The organism is Pseudomonas sp. GW822-FHT02E03, from assembly GCF_058802325.1.
Window position 1 is genome coordinate 118,960 of the sequence record NZ_JBXAOA010000003.1, and the last position, 20,277, is coordinate 139,236.

Below are 20,277 nucleotides of genomic sequence, written 5' to 3' on the forward strand. Positions count from 1 at the left end.
GTGCACGATGCAACCTTCTGTAAAAGCTCTGCTTGCTCTCACCTGCATGACCCTCAGTAGCGTCAGCCTCGGCGCCCAGACCCTGACCATTGCCACCGTCAACAACAGCGACATGATCCGCATGCAAAAACTCTCGAAAACCTTCGAGGCCGAGCATCCGGAGATCAAGCTCAATTGGGTGGTGCTCGAAGAAAACGTCCTGCGCCAACGCCTGACCACCGACATCGCTACACAAGGCGGGCAGTTCGATGTGTTGACCATCGGCATGTACGAAGCCGCACTCTGGGGCGCCAAGGGTTGGCTGGAACCGATGAAAGACTTGCCGGCCAGCTATGCCCTAGACGACGTGTTCCCTTCGGTGCGTGAAGGCCTTTCGGTCAAGGGCACGCTCTATGCCCTGCCGTTCTACGCGGAAAGCTCCATCACCTATTACCGCACCGACCTGTTCAAGGACGCCGGGCTGACCATGCCCGAACGCCCGACCTGGACCCAGATCAGCGAATTCGCCAGCAAACTCACCAACAAGGATAAAGAGCAGTACGGCATCTGCCTGCGTGGCAAGGCCGGCTGGGGCGAGAACATGGCGCTGATCACTACCGTGGCCAACGCCTACGGCGCACGCTGGTTCGATGAGCAGTGGAAACCGGAATTCATCGGCCCCGAATGGAAAAACGCGCTGAATTTCTACGTCGACACCATGAAGAAATCCGGCCCGCCGGGCGCTTCCAGCAACGGTTTCAACGAAAACCTGGCGCTGTTCAACAGCGGCAAGTGTGCGATCTGGGTCGATGCCAGCGTCGCCGGCTCGTTCGTCACCGACAAGACCCAAAGCAAGGTCAGCGATCACGTCGGCTTCACCTACGCACCGCATGAAACCACCGACAAAGGGTCGGCCTGGTTGTATTCCTGGGCGCTGGCCATTCCGACCAGTTCCAAGGCCAAGGACGCGGCGAAAACCTTCAGCGCCTGGGCCACCTCCAAGGAATACGGTGCGCTGGTCGCGGAAAAAGACGGCATCGCCAACGTGCCACCAGGCACTCGCGCCTCGACCTACACCGAGGCTTATATGAATGCCGCGCCGTTCGCCAAGGTGACGCTGGAATCGCTGAAGGCTGCGGACCCGAGTAAACCCTCCCTCAAGCCCGTGCCCTACATCGGCATCCAGCTGGTGACCATTCCAGAATTCCAGGCCGTGGGCACCCAGGTCGGCAAGCTGTTCTCGGCAGCGCTGATCGGCCAGACCACGGTCGACCAGGCTTTGACCGCCGCCCAGTCAACCACCGAACGTGAGATGAAGCGCGCCGGTTATCCCAAAGTAACCGCGCAATAACAACTGTGGGAGCGGGCTTGCTCGCGAAGAGGCCGGTACATCCGATGCATCTTCAGCGATTAATACACCGCTTTCGCGAGCAAGCCCGCTCCCGCATTGGATCTTCATTTGTCTGTTCTTAATCGGTTTTAACGCCATGAATATTTCAACTGTCAAAGCTCACATGGACATTGCCCAACCGGTGCGTAAAAGCCGGTTGACCAACCCCGGCTGGTTTCTGGTCAGCCCCTCGGTGGCGCTGTTGCTGCTGTGGATGATCGTGCCGCTGGGCATGACCGTCTATTTTTCAATGATCCGCTACAACCTGCTCTACCCCGGTGAAAACCAGTTCGTGGGGCTGGAAAACTTCAGCTACTTTTTGAGTGACTCAGGGTTCCTGCCCGGCGCCACCAACACCCTGTTGCTGGTGGGCAGCGTGTTGCTGATCAGCGTGGTGTTCGGTGTATTGATCAGCGCGTTGCTGGAGGCCAGTGAGTTTCTCGGTCGCGGCATCGTGCGGGTGATGTTGATTTCACCGTTCTTCATCATGCCCACCGTCGGTGCGCTGATCTGGAAGAACCTGATCTTCCATCCGGTGTCGGGGATTCTCGCCTACATCTGGAAACTGTTCGGCGCGCAACCGGTGGACTGGCTGGCGCACTACCCGCTGCTGTCGATCATCATCATTGTGTCCTGGCAATGGCTGCCCTTCGCGATCCTGATCCTGATGACTGCCATGCAGTCCCTCGATCAGGAACAGAAAGAAGCCGCACGCCTGGACGGTGCCGGTCCGGTCGCGATCTTCTGGCACCTGACCCTGCCCCACCTGGCCCGGCCGATTGCGGTGGTGGTGATGATCGAAACCATCTTCCTGCTGTCGGTGTTCGCCGAAATCTTCACCACCACCAACGGTGGCCCCGGCTACGCCTCGACCAACCTCGCCTACCTGATCTACAACCAGGCGCTGGTGCAGTTCGACGTCGGCATGGCGTCCGCCGGTGGTTTGATCGCGGTGTTGATTGCCAACGTTGCGGCCATCGTGCTGGTGCGAATGATCGGCAAAAACCTGACAGACAAAGCCTGAGGCCTGCGCCATGACTCTTCAACAATCCCGCCGCCTGCAAAGCCTGCTGCTCGGCACTCTGGCCTGGGCCATCGCGATCCTGATCTTCTTCCCGATCTTCTGGATGGTGCTGACCAGTTTCAAAACCGAAATCGATGCGTTCGCCACGCCGCCACAGTTCATCTTTACGCCGACGCTGGAGAACTACCTGCACATCAACGAGCGCAGCGACTACTTCAGCTTCGCCTGGAACTCGGTAGTGATTTCCTTCAGCGCCACGGCCCTGTGCCTGCTGATCGCGGTGCCGGCGGCCTACTCCATGGCGTTCTACGAAACCCAGCGCACCAAAGGCACGCTGTTGTGGATGCTCTCGACCAAAATGCTGCCGCCAGTGGGCGTGCTGATGCCGATCTACCTGCTGGCCAAGAGTTTCGGCCTGCTGGACACGCGCATCGCGCTGATCGTGATTTACACGCTGATCAACCTGCCGATCGTGGTCTGGATGATTTACACCTACTTCAAAGACATCCCCAAGGACATCCTCGAAGCCGCACGCCTGGACGGCGCAACGCTGTGGCAGGAAATGGTCCGGGTGTTGCTGCCGATCGCCAAGGGCGGCCTGGCTTCCACGGTTCTGCTGTCGCTGATCCTGTGCTGGAACGAGGCGTTCTGGTCGCTGAACCTGACCTCGTCCCAGGCCGCGCCACTGACCGCGTTGATCGCCTCGTACTCAAGCCCCGAAGGTCTGTTCTGGGCCAAGTTATCGGCGGTGTCGACCCTGGCCTGTGCGCCGATCCTGATCTTCGGCTGGATCAGCCAGAAACAATTGGTCCGCGGCCTGTCGTTCGGCGCCGTGAAATGAATAACAACATGTGGAGGCCCATCATCATGGCCAACCTGAAAATCAAAAATCTGCAAAAAGGCTTCGAAGGTTTTTCCATCATCAAAGGCATTGACCTGGAAGTGAATGACAAGGAATTCGTGGTGTTCGTCGGCCCGTCGGGCTGTGGCAAATCCACCCTGCTGCGGCTGATCGCCGGCCTTGAAGAAGTCAGCGGCGGCACCATCGAACTGGATGGTCGCGACATCACCGAAGTCAGCCCGGCCAAGCGCGACCTGGCGATGGTGTTCCAGACCTACGCCTTGTACCCACACATGAGCGTGCGCAAAAACATGTCGTTCGCGCTGGACCTGGCCGGTGTAGCGAAAGCCGAAGTCGAGAAAAAAGTCGGCGAAGCGGCGCGCATCCTTGAACTCGGGCCGATGCTGGAGCGCAAGCCCAAGCAACTGTCCGGTGGTCAGCGTCAACGCGTGGCCATCGGGCGGGCGATCGTGCGCAACCCGAAAATTTTCTTGTTCGATGAACCGCTGTCCAACCTCGACGCCGCCCTGCGGGTGCAGATGCGCCTGGAACTGTTGCGCCTGCACAAAGAACTGCAAGCCACGATGATCTACGTGACCCACGACCAGGTCGAAGCGATGACCATGGCCGACAAAGTCGTCGTCCTCAATGGTGGCAAGATCGAGCAAGTCGGTTCGCCACTGGACCTGTATCACCAGCCGGCCAACCTGTTTGTCGCAGGCTTCCTCGGCACGCCGAAAATGGGCTTCCTCAAGGGCAAAGTCACCCGCGTTAACGGCCAAAGCTGCGAAGTGCTGTTAGACGCCGGCACCCGCATTACCCTGCCGCTGAGCGGGGCGAATCTGAGTGTCGGCGGTGCGGTGACTTTAGGGATTCGTCCGGAACATCTTGAACTGGCGCAACCCGGCGACTGCACCCTGCAAGTCACTGCCGACGTCAGCGAACGCTTGGGCAGCGACACTTTCTGCCACGTCCTGACGTCATCCGGCGAAGCGCTGACCATGCGCGTTCGCGGCGATCTGGCCAGTCGTTATGGCGAAACCCTGAGCCTGCACCTGGATGCCGAACACTGCCATTTATTCGATGCCGACGGCGTGGCGCTGACCCGTCCACTGCGCGCCGCAGCCTGATCCGAGAGCATGCGATGAAACTGAACAAACAGAACCTCAACCGCCTCGCCCCCGAGGTGGCCTTGCCCGCCTACACCCTGAGCGATACCCGCCAAGGCATCGCGCACATTGGCGTTGGCGGCTTCCACCGCGCGCATCAGGCGTATTACACCGATGCCTTGATGAATACCGGCGAAGCGCTGGACTGGGCCATCTGCGGGGTCGGCCTGCGCGCCGAAGACCGCCGCGCCCGGGACGATCTCAAAGAGCAGGATTATCTGTTTACCCTGTTCGAACTCGGTGACGCCGACGACGCCGAGGTCCGGGTCATCGGTGCCATCCGCGACATGTTGCTGGCCGAAGACAGCCCCGAAGTGCTGATCGACAAACTCGCCGATCCAGACATCCGCATCGTCTCGCTGACCATCACCGAAGGCGGCTATTGCATCGACGACAGCAACGGCGAGTTCATGGCGCACCTGCCGCAGATCCAGCATGACCTGGCTCACCCGAACGCGCCAAAGACTGTATTCGGTTTCCTCTGCGCCGCACTGGCCAAACGTCGTGCAGCCGGCACGCCCGCGTTCACGCTGATGTCTTGCGATAACCTGCCGCACAACGGCGCGGTGACCCGTAAAGCCCTGCTCGCATTCGCCGCCCTGCGCGATGCCGATCTGCGCGACTGGATCGAGCGCCATGTCAGTTTCCCTAACGCGATGGTCGACCGCATCACGCCGATGACCAGCACCGAGCATCGTCTGCAACTGCACGACAAACACAGCATCGACGACGCTTGGCCGGTGGTCTGCGAACCGTTTGTGCAATGGGTGCTGGAAGACAAATTCGTCAACGGTCGCCCGGCCTGGGAAAAGGTCGGCGTGCAGTTCACCGATGACGTCACGCCTTACGAAGAGATGAAGATCAAACTGCTCAACGGCAGCCATCTGGCCTTGACCTATCTGGGCTTTTTGAAGGGTTACCGCTTCGTTCACGAAACCATGAACGACCCGCTGTTCGTGCGCTACATGCGCGCCTACATGGACCTGGACGTGACGCCGCAACTGGCGCCGGTGCCGGGGATCGACCTGACCGAGTACAAAAACACCCTGGTGGCGCGCTTCTCCAACCAGGCGATTGCCGATCAGCTGGAGCGGGTATGTTCGGATGGCTCGTCGAAGTTTCCGAAGTTCACTGTGCCGACGATCAATTGCTTGATTGCCGACGGGCAGGAGACCAAGCGTGCGGCGCTGGTGGTCGCGGCGTGGGCGCTGTACCTCAAAGGTGTGGATGAGAATGGCCAGACCTATGCAATTCCGGATCCACGGGCGGCGTTCTGTCAGGCACTGGTGGCCGATGATGTGTTGATCACGCAGCGGTTGTTGGAAGTGGAGGAAATCTTTGGGACGGCGATACCGCGCTCTCCGGAGTTTGTCGCTGCGTTCGAGTGGTGCTGTAACAGCTTGAGGGAGGTTGGAGTGACGCGGACCCTCGAAAGAGTGCTCGCCGCCTGATCGTTCCCACGCTCTGCGTGGGAATGCAGCCCGGGACGCTCCGCGTCCCATCCAGAAGCGGACGCAGAGCGTCCATTGAGGCATTCCCACGCAGAGCGTGGGAACGATCTTCGGTAGGGTGTTTCCATGGCAAACCAACAACTATTCCTCGGTATCGACTGCGGCACCCAAGGCACCAAAGCCGTCATCCTCGACGCGCAAAGCGGCCAGGTGCTCGGTCAGGGCGCCGCGGCCCACAGCCTCATCAGCGGCGCCAATGGTCGTCGTGAGCAAGACACTGCCCAATGGCTGGAAGCCTTCACCCAGGCCACTCGTCGCGCGTTGCTCGCCGCAAATGTAGACGGTCAGGCCATCCTCGGCATCGGTGTTTCCGGCCAGCAGCATGGCCTGGTACTGCTCGACGATCGCGGCCAGGCGCTGCGCCCGGCCAAGCTCTGGTGCGACACCGAGTCCACGCTGGAAAACGACCGCTTGCTCGCCCATCTGGGCGGCGAAAAAGGCTCCCTGGAACGCCTCGGCGTCGTCATCGCGCCGGGCTACACCGTGTCCAAACTGCTCTGGACCAAAGAACAACATCCGCAAGTGTTCGCCCGGATCGCCCGCATTTTGCTGCCCCATGACTACCTCAACTATTGGCTCACCGGCCGCAGTTGCAGCGAGTACGGTGATGCCTCGGGTACCGGGTATTTCAACGTGCGCACCCGCCAATGGGACTTGCAACTGCTGCGCGACATCGACCCCACCGGGCGCCTGCAAGCCGCGCTCCCGGAGCTGATCGACGCCCATCAACCGGTCGGCACAATCCTGCCGAGTATCGCCGAACATCTGGGCATCAACCCACACGCGCTGGTCTCCAGCGGCGGCGGCGACAACATGATGGGCGCGATCGGCACCGGCAATATAAAGCCTGGCGCGATCACCATGAGCCTTGGTTCCTCGGGCACGGTCTACGCCTATGCCGAGCAAGCGAACGTCAGCCCGGACGCCTCGGTCGCGACGTTCTGTTCCTCCAGCGGTGGATGGCTGCCGCTGATCTGCACGATGAACCTGACCAACGCGACCGGCGCGATTCGCGAGTTGTTCGAATTGGATATCGAAGCGTTCAACGCCTTGGTCGCGCAAGCGCCGATCGGTGCCGGCGGCGTGTGCATGCTGCCGTTCCTCAATGGCGAACGCGTCCCTGCCCTGCCTCATGCCGGCGGCAGTCTGCTGGGGCTGACCATGACCAACCTGACCCGGGCCAACCTGTGCCGCGCCGTGGTAGAAGGCACTACCTTCGGTTTGCGTTACGGGCTGGACCTCCTGCGCCAGAATGGCTTACAAAGCCTGCGCATCTGCCTGATCGGCGGCGGCTCGAAGAGCCCGGTGTGGCGACAGATCGTCGCTGACATCATGAATACGCCAGTGATTTGTACCGAGCAAAGTGAAGCCGCGGCCCTCGGCGCAGCGATTCAGGCGGCGTGGTGCAAGTCCTGGGCAAACGGTCAGGAAGACAGCCTGGCGGCCTTGTGCGAGCGTTGCGTAAAGCTCGATCTGGCCAGTGAAACCTTACCGATTGCAGAAAATGTGGCGGCCTGTCAGCAGGCCTATGAACGCTATCGACAGCATGTCGCAACCCTCTAAAGAGCGAGAAACTATGTATCTGGTATGTGGCGAAGCGCTGTTCGATTTCTTCAGCGAAGACGATGCCAGCGGCTTGGCATCCAAAGTGAATTTCAAGGCAATTGCCGGCGGCTCGCCGTTCAATGTGGCCGTAGGTTTGCGCCGCTTGGGCGTGGACGCCGCGCTGTTTGGCGGCCTATCGACCGATTACCTCGGCCGACGTTTGCAGCAAGTGTTGCAGGATGAAGGTGTGCGCCCGGACTACCTCGTGGACTTTGCCGCACCGACCACCTTGGCGATGGTCGCGGTCGGTGCCAATGGCTCGCCCCACTACAGCTTTCGTGGCGAAGGCTGCGCCGATCGGCAGTTGAGCCTGGCGCACCTGCCAGAGCTAGGGCCTGAAGTGCGCGGTTTGCACGTCGGCTCGTTTTCGCTGGTGGTACAACCGATTGCCGATACGTTATTGGCATTGGTGCAACGGGAAAGCGGCAAACGCCTGATCAGCCTCGACCCGAACGTGCGCCTGAATCCCGAGCCGAACATCGAATTGTGGCGCTCGCGGATTGCCAAGCTGGTGGAGCTGGCGGATCTGATCAAGGTCAGCGACGAAGACTTGAGCCTGTTGTACCCCGAGCAGGATCCTCAGCGCGTCATCGAAGGCTGGCTGGAGCATCGCTGCCAGTTGGTGTTCCTCACCCGAGGCGGCGAAGGCGCAACGGTGTTCAGCCGTGCCCACGGCACGTGGTCGGTACCGGCCTGTTCAGTGAAGATTGCGGACACTGTGGGTGCCGGGGATACCTTCCAGGCGGCGCTGATTACCTGGTTGACCGAGCAGCAGCTGGATTCGGTTGAAGGGTTGCAACAGCTGAGCCGTGAGCAAATTGACGCGATGCTCAGGTTTGCGGTGAGCGCCGCAGCGTTGACCTGCAGCAAGACCGGACCGGATTTGCCGTATCGGCGGCAGTTGAGCTGAAATCCGGACCTCATGCCTTCTCACTACCGCAGGTGCTGATTTCAGGACCTGCCGGTAGAGATTAAATATTGTTTTGATATATTTTTATTTCGATTGTAAATATGTACCGAGTCTTCAATCCAAATAAAAGACGAGCGGATATTGACAGTTTTATAGATTCTAAAATTATGTACCCAGTTATAGCGCTTCCTGATTTTAGCTATTCCAAAAATCAACTCCTATTTCTCCAAGCAGCACCATCGTCGGATACATAGCTGATTCTTATCTTATTGAATCATATTAATAAATAGATAATCACCAACAAAACAATCCAGCGGCCACTGAAGATAATGTGCGCTCAATAAAAATAACCAGCCCGTTACTTGACCGCTACATGCCTTCAACTAATATCCTTTCCACGCACAGCGCAGGTAAGGAAATTGCTGTGCGGCCATCCTTATACCCCACAACAGGAAAAGGAACTCCAACATGGAAAGTGTCGCTATCTCAGCTGCCCAAATAAACTGGAACGGCGGACAACGCATTACGCTCACCGCAGGAGATACAGCCACCTGTACCGCGCTTAGCCCCGGCCAGCTTTATGGCATCTTTATCTACAACTCCGCTCAAAATGATACCAATTCGACTGTCTCCGTGAACTGGAGCAATAGCCAGCCACCCGTACCGATCACAGTTCCTGGCACCACGGCCAATGCAGGCCTGGCATCGTTGGGTTTTGTCTCGGGTACCGATACTCAAACCGTGTCGGTTTCACTGCCTAGCAACGCCGGTAAATCCCAGGTCGAAATCTGGTTGGGAAGTGTCAGTATGCCGACCAATACATCGGGACTGAGCAATTATCCGCTGCAAGCCGATGGTGAGCAGCATCCGTTCAACAAGTATGCCCGTTACTATGCGGTACCCCCATCGAAGTGGATGAACCTGACGATCACCAGCACCATTTCACAGTTCCTCTCCTGCCAGTTCCGTGAGGCGCAAGCGACCGTCTTTGTTGTCAATGAGACTTCAAACGGCCTCCTTGCCAATCAGGTGACCAACATTGGGCCTACTGCCAGTGCGGCTGGGAACGTCAAGATCGTTTACTCGCAGATTCAGAGCATCACCAATAATCTGCAAGGCGACGGTACGCAATGGGTGTGGATGGATGCTGACAGCCCGCAAGATTCTCAGAGCGCGACCATATCCTTGCAATCGCTTTGAATTTGCTGGCTGAGTAATAAAGGAAGGCTCCACCCTGTGGGGCCTTCTTTTATTTGGTGTGACGGCCCCAATCGCCTCAAAAAATGCCTGTATTCATTGCGCAAAACCTCGGCTATAGGGGAAAGCCCGATACCCGTCAGGCCCCGGGCCTACGGCATTTCAACCTTGAACATGGCACTTTAATGCTGCACCATCCGCGCCTGCTTTTTCAAAGGACGGAATTCAAGGCATGCTGGACGCGAACGCAACCCATATTTCCCTCACCCTTGAAGGTGTTTCCGTTGACCTTCAGGTGCTCAGCTTCGTCGGCCGCGAAGCCCTCAACCAGCCGTTCTGTTTCGACATCGAACTGGTGAGCGCCCGCCCCGACCTGAAACTCGAAGAGCTGCTGCACAAGTCCGGTTGCCTGACCTTCGGCGCCACCGGCCAGGGCAAAATCCATGGCCTGGTGTACCGCATCGAGCAAGGCGATTCCGGCAAGAGCCTGACCCGCTACAGCATCAGCCTGGTGCCGCAACTCGCTTATCTGCGCCATAACCATGACCAGCAGATCTTCCAGCAGCTCAGCGTGCCGAAGATCATCGCTCAGGTTCTCGAAGCCCGGGGCATTCTGGCCGACGCCTACAGCTTCCAGCTCGGTGCGATCTACCCCGAGCGCGTGTACTGCGTGCAGTACGACGAATCCGACCTGCACTTCATCCAGCGCCTGTGCGAAGAGGAAGGCATTCACTTCCACTTCCAGCACTCGACCAGCGGCCACAAACTGGTGTTCGGCGATGACCAGACAGTGTTCCGCAAACTCGCGCCGGTGAGCTACCAGCAAGACTCCGGCATGGCTGCCAAAAAACCGGTGATCAAGCGCTTCAACCTGCGCCTGGAAACCCGCACCACCCGCGTCAGTCGCCGCGACTACGATTTCGAAAAACCGCGCCTGCTGCCTGAGGGCGCGGCCAAAAGCGCGTTCGCCCCGGACCTCGAAGACTACGACTACCCCGGCCGCTTCATCGACCGTGCGCGCGGCAAGCAACTGGCGACCCGTGCCCTGGAACGCCATCGCAGCGACTACCAACTGGCCGAAGGCAAAGGCGACGAACCGACCCTGGTCAGCGGCCACTTCATGGCCCTGAGCGAACACCCGCGCGCCGAGTGGAACGACCTCTGGCTGCTGCTGGAAATCGTCCACGAAGGCAAGCAGCCGCAAGTGCTCGGCGAGAACATCACCAGCGACGTCACCCATAACAAGGACGACTTCCACCAGGGCTACCGCAACCGCTTCCTCGCCACGCCGTGGGACGCGCATTACCGCCCCGCCCTGGAACACCCGAAACCCAAAGTGCTGGGCAGCCAGACCGCCATCGTCACCGGCCCGGCGGGCGAAGAAATTCATTGTGATGAATACGGTCGCGTCAAAGTGCAATTCCACTGGGACCGCGACGGCCAGGGCCACGACACCAGCAGCTGCTGGCTGCGCGTCGCCACCGGCTGGGCCGGCAACGCCTACGGCGGCATCGCCATCCCGCGAATCGGCATGGAAGTGCTCGTGACCTTCCTCGAAGGCGACCCGGACCAGCCGCTGATCACCGGCTGCCTGTACCACAAGGAAAACGTCGTCCCCTACGACCTGCCGGCGAACAAAACCCGCAGCACCTTCAAGACCCTCAGTTCACCGGGCGGCAAGGGCTACAACGAGTTTCGCATCGAAGACAAGAAAGGCGCGGAACAGATCTACCTGCACGCCCAGCGAGACTGGGATGAAAACATCGAGCACGACCAGAAAATCCGCATCGGCAACGAACGGCATGACACGGTCGAAGCCAACGCGTTCAGCGAGTTCAAGGTGGAAGAGCACCGCCTCACCCATCTGGACCGCACGACCGAAGCGCGGGCGGATGATCACCTCACCGTCGGCGTGACCCGGCATGTGAAAGTGGGGACGGCGCAGTTTGTCGAGGCCGGGACGGAGATTCATTACCACGCCGGGGAGAAGGTGGTGGTTGAGGGTGGCATGGAGCTGACGGCCAAGGCTGGCGGGAGTTTTGTGAAGATTGATGCGGGTGGGGTGACGATTAGCGGGGCTGAGGTGAAGGTTAATTCCGGGGGTGCTCCCGGTGCCGGTACGGGAATCCAGATTCTCGACCCGGTAATCCCATGGGCTGCCGCCAAAGACAAGGCCGGCGCCCTGCTCGTCCCGGCCGCCGTGCAAATGGCCATGGCCAAAGCGGCCCGGGCAGCCGGTGATATCCGCTGCCCGATTTGCGAAGCCTGCCGTGAAGGAAAATGTGATTTGGGGGCAACAGCATGAGCGACGCACTCAACAACTGGCTCGGCGAACAGGCAAAACTCAATCGCGTCCTGATCCTGGCCCTCGACAGCCTCGCCGAACCGAACCCCGTCACCTCGCTGTACAGCGCAGGCCTGATGCAGCGCTCGGTGCAACTCTATCGGCGCACCCAATACGCCGAGTTCGCCGCCATCAGCCCTTGGCTGACCGAACTGCACAATCCCGGCGCCGATGCCTTCCGCAAACTGCTGGACGACCCACAGCGCAACTGGGGCTGGATCGGCAGCATGGACAAAGCCGACCTCGACGGCCTGACCCAACACTGGCAAGCCCGAATGGTTATTGAGGAAGACGGCGAACGCTCGTTGTTCCGCTTTCAGGATAATCGTGTGATTGCTCGCTGCCTTGCCAACCTGAGCGAGGCCGAACGCCCCTTGCTGTTAGGCCCGATCAGCAGCGTGCTGTATTGGGATGAGGAGCAGTGGAAAAGCGCAGATAACGCCAGGCCCGGCATGTACCCAGTACCAAACCCCGCACCATGGTTGCGAATTCCAAACTCGCCGGAGCGTACGCGCAGCATCTTGCGCGAAAACCTGAAACGCTGGTTGCTGGTGTACCACGTCGAGGCCGCAGCCAAACTCAACGAAACCCGCAATGTGCGCGAATGGCTGGAAGAACAGATGGACCTGCTTGAGGCCTGGCAATGGAACACGCCGGAACAGCGCGAGTTCATGCTCAGCCTGAGGCTTGATCCGACGTGCGCGGACGATGTGGCTTGGAAGCCTCTGCCGGGGGAGACACCGGAGCAGCATTTTGCGCGGTGTCAGCGGGTGTTTGATGCGCAATTAGGGCAGTCAGAGCGTGGGTGAGATTGAGGCGTCTAACGCAACCTTTTCGGGACGTTTGCTTTGGTTGTTCGCTGTTGCTGGTGCGATGGCGGCTTCTGGTTGTTCGGCCATCAAGTCTACTGACAGCTTTACGTTGCTGACGGAATTGCCACCGGGGTTCAGCATTAAAGGTGAGGCGTCTTATGTGCCTAGAACGGGAGAGGCTTGTATGGTTCCTCCTCGGAAAGGCAGGAACTACCCGGGCTTGAAGTTTTTTGAGCAGAAGCTGAGTAACGATGCACAAACGGCGCGTTTCGAAGTTCCGCTGACGAGCAAGGAAGGTGGCTGTCCTTTGGTGCTTGACACCTTCGCCTATGAGATTGACGCCAAATATGGTGCTGACTTCCGGAATGTAGGTAGGGCCCACACAGGGATTTCGTTCCGGGATGGAAATGCAGCCAGTCCCGTTCCTCCGTCTGTCTTGGTATTGCAGAAGCAGTGCCAATGGTTCTTTCGCACCGCTGGACCTGAACGTTACATTGTAAAAATTCTGAAATGTAAATCTGTGGAAACGCCGGATCAGGCAAGTGACTCAGATATTAAAGGTCCCATGCAACGTGCTCAGTTCGCAGGAAAGACGATAAAAGTCATCTTTTCAATTGCAAAGGAGGAAACCCCATATATGGGAGATACATGGGTTAAATTTCCTGAAGGCTGGAAGCGGTGCATGGGGAAAAACCTCGCAGACCCTTATGCGTTTTGTCGCGACAATACTACCGACTTCAAGCCCTTTAAAATGCCGGATGGACGTGACTGCACCGTCTACCCCAACTGCACCGAACAAGGAAAATAAAATGTTTTCTCAAGACTTTCTCACTGGGCTTGTTCGAGCAACTGCCATCGGCTTAGGTGCGCTCGGGGCTACAGGATGCTCAGTCGTGCAACAGGATAGCTTTACGCTGATCACTGAACTGCCACCCGGATTCAGCATTAAAGGGGAGGCATCCTATGTACCTCGTACGGGAGAGAGTTGCACAGTCCCTCCTCGAAAAAGCAGAAGCTATCCTGGTTTGAAGTTCTTTGAGCAAAAGCTTAATAACGATGCTCAGACAGCGCGTTTCGAAGTGCCACTAACCAGCAGCGAAGGTGGCTGCCCCTTGGTACTTGATACCTTCGGATATGAAGTTAACGCAAAGTATGGAGCTGCCCGGCTCGATTTAGGTAGGGCCTTCACAGGAGTATCATTCCGGGATGGAACCGCAGACGGTCCAACTCCTCCCCCAGTCCTAGTATTGCAGAAGCAGTGCCAATGGTTCTTTCGCACTGCTGGACCTGACCGTTACATTGTAAAGCTTCTGAAATGTAAATCTGTGGAAACACCGGATCAGGCAAGTGACTCAGATGTTAAAGGTCCCATGCAACGTGCTCAGTTTGCCGGTAAGACAATAAAAGTAATTTTCGCTATTTCAAGCGAGGAGAGCCCGGCCGTAGCTGATAACTGGGTGAAGTTCCCAGCAGGCTGGAAACGCTGCATGGGTGACAGCCTTGAAGACCCCTACGCGTTCTGCGGAGACAATAAAACAAATTTTAAACCTTTCAAAATGCCAGATGGACGTGACTGCACCGTCTATCCGGCTTGCACCGAATAAGGAAATTCACACATGCCGGCAAAGAAACCAGTACAACCGCTACTGACCGACACTAAACAAGCCTGCCCACTCAGGGGCACTTGGATTAGCTTTCAACTGGTGGATGAGTCAGGGAATGGTAAACCTTATGCAGGTTTAGCTTACAAACTTGTAGATAGTACCGATCAATCTCATGAAGGGATTTTAGACTCTGAAGGTTTCGCCAAAATTTGTGACACTTACGAAGGGCCCGTGGTCCTCACCGTTGATAGTGCCTATAAAGGAGATGAGAAGGACTACAAATGGCTAATGACACGACTGAACTATCCACTAAAAATCACCGAACTGCAGGTACGGGCCGAAAAAACCCGCTTCCTGCGCAAGGATGGTCTGCGAGTTGAAAACAACCCTGCAAAAGTAAAAGCAGACCAGTTCTTTCATGTCGAAGTGAGAGATCTAGTTGAGAAATCCGCTCATCTTCCTCCCCTTTCAAAAAGCGCGCACCCGCCAAACTACAACCTCCTAAAGGTAATGGGTGACCTCGGATTTGGTCCGGAAAAATCAGAGTTACGGGGCATTGTTCTTCTTCCAGATAAACACACGGCCCTTGAAGTTCGTCCGCTACGGGCTTTCCGCCCCATGTTATCGAAAGACAATAATTTCAGCGCCTTGAATTTGTATCAATTATCTTTGTTTGCCAGCTTGAGTTACAGCAACTTCGGCCAAGAACCAGCTGAACAACCTACCGACACGGTATCATTCCCGTCGGACCCGAGCGTCGGGTACATGTTTGGCAATAGCCTTGCCAGTTTCATAGAAACCTGGAAAGTCAATAAAGACCAAACAACTGCTTATTATCCGCTTTATGAAGATGTACCTTATTCGAAGCGTTTCGAGATCCTGCCATTCGACCCTACACTGTACAAACAAAACAAACCTGAATTGGGTCCAAATCAAGAGTCCCCCGCCACGTGGCACTTCTTCGACGATGGCAAAGCCGAGGGCGGCACCAATACCCAGGCGTTCATAACCCACCATGACGAAATCATTATAATCTCGGTCCGAGGGACTTTAGAAGGCGCGGACTTCTTGCGAGACACCGATGCAGAGCAAGTTCCATTTGAAGAGGGTGTAGGTAAAGCGCACAAAGGTTTCTACGAAGCCTATAAGGCGATGAGTGAATTTGTTCAGGTTTACCTCCAGCAGTTTCACACTAATCAAAAAGTCATTATTTGCGGTCATAGTCTGGGAGGTGCCATTGCAACGTTACTTGCAGAAGCGCTTCGACGCGGCACCAAAAAATACGACGTCCTTCTCTACACCTACGGCTCCCCAAGAGCCGGCGACGCCGACTTCATCAACGGCGCTGCAGAGTTGGCCCATCACCGCATGGTCAACAACAACGACCCGATCCCGAGCGTTCCCGCGCCATGGATGAACACTCGCAAAAGTATCTGGGTGCCTGGCGTAATCATCAGTTTTGTCACCGCCCCTTTAGGCGCACTTATTTTCGCTATAGGCCTGTCGCGAACGGGCGGTTCGCCATACGAGCACCATGGTAATTTGCACCACTTCATGCCCGTCCAGTTTAAAGGACGTGAGCAATCCGCCGTTCTCTGGGATCCAGGTTGCGACTCCATCGAAGAGGCCGCCTGCACCAAAGCATTGAAAAAGTTCGGAGACTTGCCCGACCGTGCCGCTTTTGTGCAGCAACTGTTCCACATGAGTGATCACTACATGGTGCCCTCCTACATTCCGTACGCCTGGGCAACATTGCGTCGCTGGCAGCAAACCCAGGAAAGCGGAACCACGGTGGTGACCAAGACTGAGTACGATCAGGTCTACTATCAACTGCAAGAAATGCAGGACCGTTTGAAGACGAAGGAAGCCGAACTGAACAACGCCTTTCAATATGACCGTCAGGCGAACCAGCGAGAAGCAAGTTTACTGAGAGCGGAAATAGGTCGGTTGAATACAGCCCGGCAACGGCTGCATGCCTTGAGTTTCCTTAAACTGACCCCCGAAGATATTTACGGCTCTGCCACCCAGTCGCCGGAACATAAAATCAACGTCGATCGCTGGATGGCAAAAAAAGAAAACAAAGTCGAGGTCCAGCTAGCGATGATTCCTCAAGCGAGTAGCAGTAACTTGAGAACGGCTTAGGTTTCAGTGCGTCCCGCAAACAAGCCAGCGTCCACGAGAGACTGGCTTGTTTGTAATGCGGTGACCTCAAACCGGCGCCTTCCACACCATCATCCGCTGCTGAGCAACCGTCAACAGATTGCAACAAAGCACCGGGTCAAACACCGCGACCTTGATGTCCAGTTCGACCAGAGCGGCGAGGCTCTCCGCCTAGGCGAGCGCGCAATGAAATTTTATTGGCTTATCATCTCCTCCGCCTTTCTTACCGCATGCAATTACAGCGAACCAAACACAGCAGATAAAAGGTGATGACACGCTTTATGAACTCTTATTGAATAAGGTAATGCCAAATCGACACGATGTAGACGAGTGGTATCACGATGTATATACGCCACTAATTCAACGAAAAACAGTTCTCGAGAAAACAGACCGTACTCAGGGATAATATAAAATGAAAACCGTGCGGCTGTATTTAATCACTGTCTTGTTTATAGGGGCTGCCTATGCAGAGCCGCCCAAGTCAATTCTCGGCTGCCCTTTGTCTGATGGAACACGGGTGTCTTTACTGGCCGAGTCAACTGCAGAGGGTCAGCGCTTGTTTCTTGAGCTCGATCAGAAAACACAAACTGCATTTACGGACATGCCTGATACCGACTTTGTCGGGCAGGTGGTCCTGGCAAAGTGCATTTCCTCCGGCTTTATATTTGCGCTCAACTACGGCTCGCCGTATTTGAAGGGTGTTGTTTTACGCAAAAACCCCGTCAGTCATTCGATCGAACGAACGAATCGATTTTGCAGAGAAGTCCCTGCCCCGCTGGCTTTATCTTGGACAAGAGCAAATGCGGTTGGTCATTCCAAATATCGGGAACGAGGTCCCAGGAAAGTTCCTGGTTTATGACTATTTCGCGGAAAAAGGGCAACCAGAGGAAGCAGGTAGTGTTGATGTTCGGCCAGATACCCATGGGTTCAAGGTTTTACGCCTGAAATGAGCGCATCATCCCATTGAATACATCACCGTCGGACATCTAGCTTCAAAGCCTGCCCGCAGGAGGCAGGCTTGTTTTTGAAGGTGCGCGTCAGACCGGAAAGATTAAACGAGAAGGCTCCTGACCTAGCCTTTGAATTGCCGGATAACACCCCAGTCATCAGGCTGGAATTGATCGCTACGGTGTACTTCAAAGAGGGCTATTTGCTTGAAAACAAGCAAAAGGTCATGGAGTGTTTCGCCCGCTTCAAGGAGGAATTCGGCCAATATCAGAAAGTACAACAACAAAAAAAAGCCCGGCTTGCCAACGGTAGCGTCTCGAAGGTCGCTATCGCCGGCAGGCCGGGCTCCTAAAGCAAAATACCGCTTAAATGTTTCGCATCAACAGCACTTCGGTCCCGCCTTGCTGCCGTAACGAGCCTCCTGACGTTCCCGAAAGAACACTTCGTAACTCATCAGCGGTTTGTCCGGGTGTTTGGTTTGCATATGCTCGACGTAAGTGTCGTAGTCGGGCATGCCGACCATCAGGCGTGCAGCCTGACCGAGGTATTTACCGAGGCGACTCAGGTCATTGAACATGGGCACCCTCCTCCATCAAGCATCCGGCAAAGCCTGGAACGGCGCTTCTTTATCCGTACGTTCTTTGGTGCCCCAGGCGGCTATACCGACCTTAAGTGCAAAGAACAGGATGCTGAACACCACGAGCAAAAACAGCGCGGTCAGCGTTGCGTTGGTGTAGGCGTTGTAGATGACGTGCTGCATCTGCTCGATGCTTTTGGCCGGCGCGAGGACCTGGCCGTTGGCCAAGGCGTCGCTGTACTTTTTCGCCAGCGCCAGGAAGCCGATTGCCGGGTTGGCGTCGAACAGCTTGATGAAGCCTGCGGTGGTGGTGCAGATCAGCAGCCACACCGCTGGCAGCATGGTGACCCAGACGTAGCGTTGGCGTTTCATTTTGATCAGCACCACGGTTGCCAGCATCAGCGCGATACCCGCCAGCATCTGGTTGGAGATGCCGAACAGTGGCCACAAGGTGTTGATCCCGCCCAGTGGGTCGATCACGCCTTGATACAGCAGGTAACCCCACATCGCCACGCAACCGGCGGTTGCGATCAGGTTGGCGGTCCAGGATTCGGTGCGCTTGAGCGCTGGCACGAAGGAGCCGAGCAAATCCTGCAGCATGAAACGCCCGGCACGGGTGCCGGCATCCACCGCCGTCAGGATGAACAACGCTTCGAACAGGATCGCGAAGTGGTACCAGAACGCCATGGTGTTTTCACCTGGCAGAAGTTGGTGCAGGATCTGCGCGATACCGACCGCCAGGGTCGGCGCACCACCGGCCCGGGCCAGGATGGTGGCTTCACCGATGTCCTTGGCCACTGCTTGCAGCGCTTCCGGGGTAATTGCGAAACCCCAACTGCTGACCGTCTGCGCCACTGAAACAGCATCCGCGCCGACAAGGGCCGCCGGGCTGTTCATCGCAAAGTACACGCCGGGTTCGATCACCGAAGCGGCCACCATGGCCATGATCGCCACGAAGGACTCCATCAGCATGCCGCCGTAACCGATGTAACGGGCATGGCCTTCACTGGCGAGCAGCTTCGGCGTGGTGCCGGATGCAATCAGCGAATGGAAACCCGACACCGCGCCACAGGCGATGGTGATGAACAGGAACGGAAACAGACCACCCTTCCACACCGGCCCGGTGCCATCGATGAACTGGGTCAATGCCGGCATTTTCAGGTCGGGCATGGTGATCAGAATGCCGATCGCCAACGCGACGATGGTGCCGATTTTGAGGAAGGTGGACAGGTAATCGCGAGGGGCGAGGATCAGCCACACCGGCAGTACCGCCGCGACGAAACCGTAGCCAATCAGCATCCATGTGATCTGGATTCCGGTGAAGGTAAAGGCTTTGGCCCACACCGGGTCAGCGGCAATCTGCCCGCCCAGCCAGATCGAACCCAGCAGCAACGCCACGCCGATCACCGAGATTTCACCGATGCGACCCGGGCGGATGTAGCGCATGTAAATGCCCATGAACATCGCGATCGGGATGGTCGCCATCACCGTGAACATGCCCCACGGGCTTTCGGCCAGGGCCTTGACCACGATCAGCGCCAGCACCGCTAGGATGATGATCATGATCAGGAAGCAGCCAAACAGCGCGATGGTCCCGGGGATGCGGCCCATTTCTTCACGGACCATGTCGCCCAGGGAACGGCCGTTGCGGCGGGTGGACATGAACAGGACCATGAAGTCCTGAACCGCACCGGCCAGCACCACCCCGGCAATCAGCCACAGCGTACCGGGCAGGTAGCCCATCTGCGCCGCCAAGACCGGACCGACCAGCGGCCCCGCGCCAGCGATCGCTGCGAAGTGGTGTCCGAAGAGCACGTGTTTGTTGGTCGGCACGTAGTCCAGACCATCGTTGTTGAGTACGGCGGGAGTGGCTCGATTGGGATCGAGCTGCATCACCTTGGTGGCGATGAACAGGCTGTAATAGCGGTATGCGACGAGATAAATAGCGACTGCTGCGACTACGATCCAGAGGGCGTTGATGGCCTCGCCGCGGCGCAGGGCCACGACACTTAGCGCAAACGCTCCCAGGACAGCCACGGCAAACCAGGCGAGGTGTTTAGCCAGACGGGGCATAGCGTGTCTCCTGCCGACAGCCAGTGGCTGCGGCGGTAATTATTATAATTGTGTCCGCAGTGCGGAGCGGGCCCAATATCCGCCCATGCTGTCGACAAATAAATCCGCGTTACTACGTACGCGGCGTCTACGT

The 20,277-nt window shown here is 57.2% G+C and carries 17 protein-coding genes and 1 pseudogene; 16 read left to right on the plus strand and 2 right to left on the minus strand.

Annotation, left to right across the window (positions count from 1 at the left end; genetic code table 11):
* Nucleotides 1-7: 7 nt before the first annotated feature.
* From AC1RQB_RS03615 to AC1RQB_RS03690, 16 genes and pseudogenes are all read left to right on the plus strand, one after another.
* Nucleotides 8-1,330 carry an ABC transporter substrate-binding protein gene (locus AC1RQB_RS03615; RefSeq protein WP_063343634.1) on the plus strand — a complete coding sequence of 441 codons (1,323 nt, stop codon included), beginning with the start codon at nucleotides 8-10 and terminating at the stop codon, nucleotides 1,328-1,330.
* A gap of 136 nt (nucleotides 1,331-1,466) precedes the next feature.
* On the plus strand, nucleotides 1,467-2,393 hold the full coding sequence (locus AC1RQB_RS03620; protein WP_007905615.1) for a carbohydrate ABC transporter permease: 927 nt from the start codon (nucleotides 1,467-1,469) through the stop codon (nucleotides 2,391-2,393).
* A gap of 10 nt (nucleotides 2,394-2,403) precedes the next feature.
* Complete coding sequence (locus tag AC1RQB_RS03625) at nucleotides 2,404-3,234, plus strand: carbohydrate ABC transporter permease (RefSeq protein WP_007905617.1); 831 nt, start codon at nucleotides 2,404-2,406, stop codon at nucleotides 3,232-3,234.
* A gap of 26 nt (nucleotides 3,235-3,260) precedes the next feature.
* On the plus strand, nucleotides 3,261-4,364 hold the full coding sequence (locus AC1RQB_RS03630; protein WP_030130272.1) for an ABC transporter ATP-binding protein: 1,104 nt from the start codon (nucleotides 3,261-3,263) through the stop codon (nucleotides 4,362-4,364).
* Between the two features lie 14 nt (nucleotides 4,365-4,378).
* A complete protein-coding gene (locus tag AC1RQB_RS03635) occupies nucleotides 4,379-5,854 on the plus strand; it encodes a mannitol dehydrogenase family protein (RefSeq protein WP_063343633.1) in 1,476 nt (491 codons plus the stop codon).
* 126 nt (nucleotides 5,855-5,980) lie between these two features.
* Complete coding sequence (xylB, locus tag AC1RQB_RS03640; RefSeq protein WP_063343632.1) at nucleotides 5,981-7,477, plus strand: xylulokinase; 1,497 nt, start codon at nucleotides 5,981-5,983, stop codon at nucleotides 7,475-7,477.
* A gap of 13 nt (nucleotides 7,478-7,490) precedes the next feature.
* A complete protein-coding gene (locus AC1RQB_RS03645) occupies nucleotides 7,491-8,429 on the plus strand; it encodes a carbohydrate kinase family protein (protein WP_063343631.1) in 939 nt (312 codons plus the stop codon).
* Nucleotides 8,430-8,897: 468 nt separating this feature from the next.
* A complete protein-coding gene (locus AC1RQB_RS03650) occupies nucleotides 8,898-9,629 on the plus strand; it encodes a hypothetical protein (protein WP_008069964.1) in 732 nt (243 codons plus the stop codon).
* A 229-nt stretch (nucleotides 9,630-9,858) separates the two neighbouring features.
* Nucleotides 9,859-11,931 (plus strand): type VI secretion system Vgr family protein, encoded by a 2,073-nt coding sequence (locus AC1RQB_RS03655; RefSeq protein ID WP_063343630.1) that lies wholly within the window; start codon nucleotides 9,859-9,861, stop codon nucleotides 11,929-11,931.
* Nucleotides 11,928-12,779 (plus strand): DUF4123 domain-containing protein, encoded by an 852-nt coding sequence (locus AC1RQB_RS03660; protein WP_063343629.1) that lies wholly within the window; start codon nucleotides 11,928-11,930, stop codon nucleotides 12,777-12,779. Before AC1RQB_RS03655 ends, AC1RQB_RS03660 begins: the two co-directional genes overlap by 4 nt.
* Nucleotides 12,772-13,590, plus strand: coding sequence for a hypothetical protein (locus tag AC1RQB_RS03665; RefSeq protein ID WP_241824491.1), 819 nt, complete (start codon nucleotides 12,772-12,774; stop codon nucleotides 13,588-13,590). The genes AC1RQB_RS03660 and AC1RQB_RS03665 overlap by 8 nt, the downstream gene beginning before the upstream one ends.
* A gap of 1 nt (nucleotide 13,591) precedes the next feature.
* Nucleotides 13,592-14,386 (plus strand): hypothetical protein, encoded by a 795-nt coding sequence (locus AC1RQB_RS03670; RefSeq protein ID WP_081235331.1) that lies wholly within the window; start codon nucleotides 13,592-13,594, stop codon nucleotides 14,384-14,386.
* Nucleotides 14,387-14,398: 12 nt separating this feature from the next.
* Nucleotides 14,399-16,528: a lipase family protein gene (locus tag AC1RQB_RS03675; protein ID WP_063343628.1), complete on the plus strand. Its 2,130-nt coding sequence runs from the start codon at nucleotides 14,399-14,401 to the stop codon at nucleotides 16,526-16,528.
* 283 nt (nucleotides 16,529-16,811) lie between these two features.
* Nucleotides 16,812-16,910, plus strand: a pseudogene (locus tag AC1RQB_RS03680) (PoNe immunity protein domain-containing protein); the annotation flags it as partial.
* Nucleotides 16,911-16,958: 48 nt separating this feature from the next.
* Nucleotides 16,959-17,405, plus strand: coding sequence for a hypothetical protein (locus AC1RQB_RS03685; RefSeq protein ID WP_241824490.1), 447 nt, complete (start codon nucleotides 16,959-16,961; stop codon nucleotides 17,403-17,405).
* A 159-nt stretch (nucleotides 17,406-17,564) separates the two neighbouring features.
* A complete protein-coding gene (locus tag AC1RQB_RS03690; RefSeq protein WP_008069969.1) occupies nucleotides 17,565-17,846 on the plus strand; it encodes a hypothetical protein in 282 nt (93 codons plus the stop codon).
* A 27-nt stretch (nucleotides 17,847-17,873) separates the two neighbouring features.
* On the opposite strand, the gene AC1RQB_RS03695 is transcribed toward AC1RQB_RS03690, so the two are convergent.
* The gene (locus AC1RQB_RS03695) at nucleotides 17,874-18,071 is read right to left on the minus strand and encodes a YbdD/YjiX family protein (protein ID WP_008069978.1); all 198 of its coding nucleotides are present in this window, start codon (nucleotides 18,069-18,071) and stop codon (nucleotides 17,874-17,876) included.
* Nucleotides 18,072-18,086: 15 nt separating this feature from the next.
* Nucleotides 18,087-20,144 (minus strand): carbon starvation CstA family protein, encoded by a 2,058-nt coding sequence (locus AC1RQB_RS03700; protein ID WP_063343626.1) that lies wholly within the window; start codon nucleotides 20,142-20,144, stop codon nucleotides 18,087-18,089.
* Nucleotides 20,145-20,277 lie beyond the last annotated feature (133 nt).